A 6492-nucleotide genomic window follows, 5' to 3' on the forward strand; every position below is an offset into this window, starting at 1 on the left:
ATTAAAAAACTCCCCTCTATTAATATGAAAAAAACTTAGCACATTATAGCAGGGAAGTCTATTTTTAATCTGGAGGAATTTGAACAATTAGCAAGTGTTTTAGATGGAACAATGTGGAGCTTTACACGATTCATTCATCTTTAATAAACAACTTTCACGGATATATATAATTAAAATTTGATCCTGTTTTGTATTTTTATTTATTAAACTATACCTTGACACAATATCTAATCATAAAACTATTTTATAAATAGACAACCATAAAATAACATAGTTGTAGACACAGCTGCCATATAAGCTTCATTAGCAATTTATCAAAAGTTGGTTCTAGTCACATTCAAAACTCTCATTTATTTTGTCTGACTTTGGTGAATAGAGTAAAGTTTATATTAAAGTTCACACTTTTGTCAATATTTTTCTTAATCCAGGAAAATTTACATCTCTTTAACTCTAAATAGTTTCTTAGTAATTATTTATGTATTTAAAATACATGAGATGAAGTTTTTAGACTTTAATCCAAAACTTTTTTGTTGCATTAAATTTTATATAGCTAATTTCTTATAATACTTTCCACAATTAATCTTTTACTAAATTCTTTCTATTAAATCTATTGTAATTATGCTATTATTCAAAATGTAACTATATAATATACAATATAGAAGTGGGTGTGGAATGTGAGTCAAAGGTTAAAAGATAAGGTTGCTATTGTGTTTGGTGCTGGCTCAGATGGGGAAGGTTGGGGAAATGGAAAGGCCGCCGCCGTAAAATATGCCCAGGAAGGGGCTAGTGTAGTAGCAGTTGATTTAAATCAGCAAGCTGCTGAAGAAACTCGAAATATCATTTTAGAAGAAGGCGGGATTTCTATAGCTATAACAGCGGATGTAACAAATTCTATACAGATTAAAAATGCCGTAGATAAAACAATTGAAAGGTTTGGTAAAATTGATGTTCTTCATAACAACGTAGGGATAACAAAAATGGGTGGACCTGTTGAACTGTCTGAGGAAGATTGGAAAGTTGGCGTTGATGTAAATCTTAATAGTGTATTTCTTACAATGAAACATGTGATTCCACATATGACCAAAAATGGTAGTGGTTCTATAATAAACATTTCTTCGATAGCATCCATTCGATACATCGGGTATGATTACCCAGTGTACGCCGCTGCGAAGGCTGCATTAAATCAACTTACAGCTAGTGTCGCTATCCAATATGCAGATCAAGGTATTCGGGTAAATGCAATCCTACCAGGATTTATGGATACGCCACTAATTTATAAACAAATCTCTGATGCGTATGATTCCGTAGAAGATATGATTGCAGCTCGACACGCCGTAACGCCTATGGGCCATATGGGGACAGCGTGGGACGTTGCTAATGCTGCTGTTTTTTTAGCTTCGGATGAATCAAAATTCATAACAGGGGTGTCTTTACCAGTAGATGGTGGCCAGAGCATTCGCAGTATGTAATCGATACAACCTCAAGTAAAAGAATAAGAAATGCCTGAAAAGCAGTCTTTTCAGGCTGTCGAGAAACCCTCGACAGCCTATTTATCTCTTTCATTTATCAAAATAGTAAATCCGCTTTAAAACATACTACGCGAAGGCTTTGTCTAGTTCCGGAATCAGCTCGTGGAAAAGGAAATGATTGAAGAGGAAGCAATTTTTATTGATGGCACAAAAATCGAAGCGAATGCAAGTAGGTTCACCTTGGTGTAGCGGAAATCCATTGAAAGATATAGTGATAAGCTAATTGAAAAGTCCAATCAACTATATGAGGAGCTGTTAGAAAAAGGGATTATCTCGGCAATGGATTTGTTACTTTTCCGAAAATTGATTATACGGTTTCCCATTTTAAAACGATACACCCGAGCAGAATTTGAAGTGCTAGAGCTCCTAAAACGGTACGAATATTAATAGCATTTCTATCACGGGATAGCAAAAATGCAATAAACAGAATCGTGATGATACCAAGGGCCCCATACATACGGCATAAAATTCTCATGAAGGCGTATGGCTAGAAATTCTATGCATACGCCTTTTAATTTTTATTGAATCGTTTTTAAAACCTGTAATAAACACTCTTTATACTTAGCTCGATCAACAGCTTCACAAACACGAACATTAGGTTGTTTCCCACTCCTATTATTAATATCAACCAAGCTGTAACCTCTTGTCAGTTCACCTTTCGTTTCAACAGCTACATAATACGCATTAGATGACGTCATGATTTCTTCATTTGCTGCAATCGCTACTAATATCGTATCCGGATGTGTTGTACCATTCAGACGATGAACCTTTGCATTGAAATCTTTCACTACTTTATTAATTTTAATAAAGAAATCGGACCCGGTTGTATTCAACTGTTCAATCTCTTTATGGTCATCATTGTCCATTAGAGAATATTTTGTGCAAATATCCCAACCAACCATTGTAATCGGTATACCTGAATGTAAAACAATATTTGCAGCTTCAGGATCTACCCAGAAGTTATATTCAGCAGCAGCCGTAATATTGCCTAATGTGTTATTTGTTCCACCCATGATGTAAATATGTGGGATGTCCTTTATAATTGTAGGATCCTTTTTAATTGCCATCGCAATATTGGTTAGTGGTGCAATAGCTAATAGAGAGACTTCACCAGGCATTTCTTTTACTTTTTCAATGATAAAATCAACCGCATGTTTTTCCTCTGGTCGTTGCTTTGCTTTTTCAAAAAAGGCATCGCCCATTCCATCCCTGCCATGGACATCTTCTACCGTACGATGTTCTTCTTCTCCTGTTGCGAGGATAGGGCCCTCGTATCCCTTATAGACAGGAACATAATAATCTTGATTGGAAACCTGAATAGAATATAAAGCATTCTCTACTTGTTGATCAAACGCAACATTTCCACCTGTAATTGTTACACCTTCGACTTTAAAATAATGTAATGCTGTTAATAGAGCAATTGCATCATCACCAGCTGTATCTGTATCTATAATAATTTTTCGCATTCTTTACACCTCAATCTTGTTGTCTTGCTAGCTCTGTAATGTATTCAAAAAATGCATCGCGGTCTACTTCATAAACTAAATTGACCGGTCTTCCATTCTCTGAAATAACTGTTTTACCTTGACTCGCCCCTTCAGTATGAACAATACTCTTCACTACCTTTTGCTTGACTAGATCCGGTTTCCCAATGCTTGCTGCGGTTAGCACATCCCAGAGAAAATAAGTCGAGTTCGTCTGAAAATATACAAGAGGAGGTACCATCGCATAACATTGTCCAAGAAAATCGATTCCGATATTCGTTCGCTGCGCCGCCCAATAATTTCGAATATCTACTGTTAAAGGAACCATATTTGTACTTTCTAACGCGACTAGATCAATTTCAATTTTACTATCCCAAACAACTTTGACAGCATCCGGATCCCAAAAAGCATTCCACTCAGCTGAACCATCATGTTCCGGCTCTTCGACATTTCCTTTTTCTAAAAATGTACCACCCATCCAAACTAATTTTTCAATATTGGATTCAATATCTGGCGCAACATATAATGCTCGAGCTAGATCTGTCAGTGGTCCAATAAACACCAATGTTACAGGTTCATCGCTTTCACGAATGTGTTTAATCAAATGTACATGCGCCGGAAGTTCTGAAACATTTGTGTTGATTCTTCCCGATTCATTCAAGATTGGTAACGCATCGATAAAAAATGCGTGCATACGCCAATCTTTAGGAAAAGAATGTTTCCCACGAGAATTAGAGGCTGCTACATCTATCCCTTTATTATTCCCAAACCGATCAATAATTTTTCGGCTAGCATATAATGCCGGCTCCAAATAACAGTCTGCCGGGATAACACCAACGCCTAATAAATCTACCTCTTCCATCTGGAGTAATAGAAATAAGGATACGAGGTCATCCACACCTCCATCGTGATTGAGGTATACTCTTTTTGTCATTCTGATTAACTCCTTATCCATTCATAATAATTCATTTAATTGATTTCCTGGAGTAAGTTTATTTTTCGCACCTAAATCTACATTAATACAGTTATCATTATTCTCACTTAGCAGAATAATACCTACTCCGCTACTTACATCGTCCTTACAAAATAATATAGGATGTGGTAAGCTTCAACATCAATTACCTCATCGGATCATACGGTCCTAAATCAATATCAATCTCTTCTCTCAGCGCCATCTTTCCAGCCAATGCTCCCACATAGGGCCCCATCGTCAACCCAGAAGCCCCCAACCCTGTTGCAACAATGACATTATCCAAATTGGGAACTTCGCCTAATAAAGGTTTATTATCCGGACTCATTGGCCGAAACCCTATCCGGATGTCCTGCAATGTTTGACTTTGGAGACCTGGCGCGACTTTCAATCCTTCATTCAGTACTTCCTGAATCCCACCTGCCGTTATCCGATAATCATAACCGCTTCCAGCTTCACGTGTCGCACCAAAAGCAATTCGATTATCATCAAAAGGAACAATATAATGACTGCTATCTTGTGGAAGAATAACCGGCCAATTTGAAGTATCTTCATTCACAGACAAATGGACAATTTGCCCGCGCTGGGGTTCCAATTTGATAGAAGTACCGACAGATTGCAACAAATCATTTGTCCAAGCACCAGCTGCAATAATAACTTGATCAGCTGATAAATTTCCGCTGCTCGTTGAAACCGAAACCAGCTTGCCTTCTTTTTTCAGTGCAGCTTTTTCCTGTATAACTTTTCCATTATTTTTCTTCACGCCTTCTACTAAAGCGCTAGCGAGCAATCTTCCATCCAATCGAGCGGCACCTGATAAATAGAGCGCATGCAATTTTTCATTTATTGGCGGGAAATATTTATTGGCATGTCCAGCTTGTAATAGGTCAATATTTCCAATTATAGGAAATGCCTCTTTTTTCTTTTCTAATTGCTCCTTCAATTTACGAATGACCTCTATGTCTTCACTCGTTGCAATTGCACCTGTCTGCCGATAACCAGTGTTCGTCTCCCCCAGTTCTTTAAGAGATTCGATCAGCTCTGGATAATACTGGGCTCCCCTGCTTGCTATCCTGAACCAATCGGAATCATTATACCGTGAAATCCATGGACAAATAATCCCTGCGCCAGCTAAAGTCGCCTTCCCTTCGAATTCCTCATCAATCAACGTGACATCAACATTTTCATCCTGCGATAAATAGTAAGCGGCACAAGCACCGACAACTCCCGCGCCAATAACAATGACTTTCATGTTTTCCCCCTTGTATGATTTCCGTATTGTCAAAAGATCCTAGTTAAAATGAATCTTTCATACTTTCTTCTATATATGGTTCGCTTCTCTTTGTCAATAGGATGTATTTTAACTGGAAAAAAGTTTTCACTGGATATAGATAGGGAGAAGCGCGCTAACACTTCTCCCTGCAACCGTCTCTGTTAGGTACTCCTTTTATATCGTACCATTTATAAAATCAATAATCCCCTCCACTACTTCATCACGAATATCTCTGTAATTATGAATTTCGTGTCGGTAACCGGAATACAACTTAGTTTTTACAAAGTTGCCCGTCTCTGCAAGCCAATTGGAGACTTGATACACGCCCTCCCCATATAAACCTACCGGATCAAAGTCACCTGCAATATTATAAACAGGAATAGAGGAAGGGACCTTCTCTGCCCATTCCGTACCAATAATTGTTTCCATCATTTGAACAAAGAAATAGAGGGAGCGAATATTTGGTGTTGAAGTAAAATTGTTAAACGGATCATTCGCATGGTCTGTCACAACGTCAGGGTCGCCACTTATCCAGTCATTTGGACTATTTGGGTTCTCTATCCGCTCTGTCATCCAGCCAAATAAGCTTTCAAGATAACTATCTTCGACAACTTCACCATCCCCCTCATCGATACGCTTTTTCATTTCTTCAGATATCTCTTTTAAATTCGGGAAAACACCAGATGTTCCACATAAAATAAGTCCAGAGATTCCTTCCCCATATTTGGTTGCATATCCTCTTACAATCATGGAGCCCATACTATGTCCGAACATGAAATATGGAAGTCCGTCATACTCTTTCTGAACAATTTCTCGTAATTTGTGCTCATCTTCTGCCATCGTCATGTAGCCCTTATCGCCCCAGTCATTCCAATTGCCTGAATCATACGCCGTTTTCCCGTGGCCAACATGATCATCTGCTGCAACTATAAATCCCGCTTCATTAAGCACAAGAATCATATGTAAATACCTGCGCGAATGTTCACCAAAACCATGGACAATCTGGACAATTCCTCTCGGCTTACGAATTGGCGTGTAAATCCATGCTTTTATAGTGTCCTTTTCATTAAATGATTTAAACTGGACTTCTTGTATCGCCATGATAGATACCCTCCCTCTATATACTTTGATTATCTTCAAAATGCTCCTGTTTTCTTAGAATTACTCAAACGCCATTTTATAGAATGTATTGGTGGGCATAGTGTTCACTCAGAGTGCGGAATATTCAAACAGGGT

The 6492-nt window shown here is 38.0% G+C and carries 6 protein-coding genes and 1 pseudogene; 2 read left to right on the plus strand and 5 right to left on the minus strand.

The annotated features are described in order from the left end of the window. Positions 1-674 precede the first annotated feature (674 nt). Both GN217_RS18265 and GN217_RS19510 read left to right on the plus strand, forming a co-directional pair. A complete protein-coding gene (locus GN217_RS18265; RefSeq protein ID WP_156858069.1) occupies positions 675-1469 on the plus strand; it encodes an SDR family NAD(P)-dependent oxidoreductase in 795 nt (264 codons plus the stop codon). A 147-nt stretch (positions 1470-1616) separates the two neighbouring features. Then, positions 1617-1814: pseudogene (locus tag GN217_RS19510) on the plus strand (IS5/IS1182 family transposase); the annotation flags it as partial. Between the two features lie 22 nt (positions 1815-1836). Here GN217_RS19510 and GN217_RS18270 read toward each other — a convergent pair. The 5 genes from GN217_RS18270 to GN217_RS18290 all read right to left on the minus strand — a co-directional run bounded on the left by GN217_RS18270 (position 1837) and on the right by GN217_RS18290 (position 6357). Beyond that, the gene (locus GN217_RS18270) at positions 1837-2004 is read right to left on the minus strand and encodes a Na+ dependent nucleoside transporter N-terminal domain-containing protein (protein ID WP_156858070.1); all 168 of its coding nucleotides are present in this window, start codon (positions 2002-2004) and stop codon (positions 1837-1839) included. Between the two features lie 43 nt (positions 2005-2047). Continuing rightward, on the minus strand, positions 2048-2995 hold the full coding sequence (locus tag GN217_RS18275; protein ID WP_156858071.1) for a nucleoside hydrolase: 948 nt from the start codon (positions 2993-2995) through the stop codon (positions 2048-2050). A gap of 10 nt (positions 2996-3005) precedes the next feature. Beyond that, positions 3006-3947, minus strand: a complete 942-nt coding sequence (locus GN217_RS18280; RefSeq protein WP_156858072.1) for a nucleoside hydrolase — start codon at positions 3945-3947, stop codon at positions 3006-3008. Positions 3948-4131: 184 nt separating this feature from the next. Beyond that, on the minus strand, positions 4132-5235 hold the full coding sequence (locus GN217_RS18285) for an NAD(P)/FAD-dependent oxidoreductase (protein WP_156858073.1): 1104 nt from the start codon (positions 5233-5235) through the stop codon (positions 4132-4134). 195 nt (positions 5236-5430) lie between these two features. Continuing rightward, on the minus strand, positions 5431-6357 hold the full coding sequence (locus tag GN217_RS18290; protein ID WP_156858074.1) for an alpha/beta fold hydrolase: 927 nt from the start codon (positions 6355-6357) through the stop codon (positions 5431-5433). Positions 6358-6492 lie beyond the last annotated feature (135 nt).

The sequence above is a fragment of the Oceanobacillus sp. AG genome (assembly GCF_009746545.1).
In the GTDB taxonomy this organism is placed as follows: domain Bacteria; phylum Bacillota; class Bacilli; order Bacillales; family Amphibacillaceae; genus Oceanobacillus; species Oceanobacillus indicireducens.

Bases quoted from the DNA above. Each gene is read 5' to 3' on its own strand.
- GN217_RS18270 (WP_156858070.1), bottom strand. From the start codon at position 2,004: ATGAGAATTTTATGCCGTATGTATGGGGCCCTTGGTATCATCACGATT.
- GN217_RS18275 (WP_156858071.1), bottom strand. From the start codon at position 2,995: ATGCGAAAAATTATTATAGATACAGATACAGCTGGTGATGATGCAATT.
- GN217_RS18280 (WP_156858072.1), bottom strand. From the start codon at position 3,947: ATGACAAAAAGAGTATACCTCAATCACGATGGAGGTGTGGATGACCTC.
- GN217_RS18285 (WP_156858073.1), bottom strand. From the start codon at position 5,235: ATGAAAGTCATTGTTATTGGCGCGGGAGTTGTCGGTGCTTGTGCCGCT.
- GN217_RS18290 (WP_156858074.1), bottom strand. From the start codon at position 6,357: ATGGCGATACAAGAAGTCCAGTTTAAATCATTTAATGAAAAGGACACT.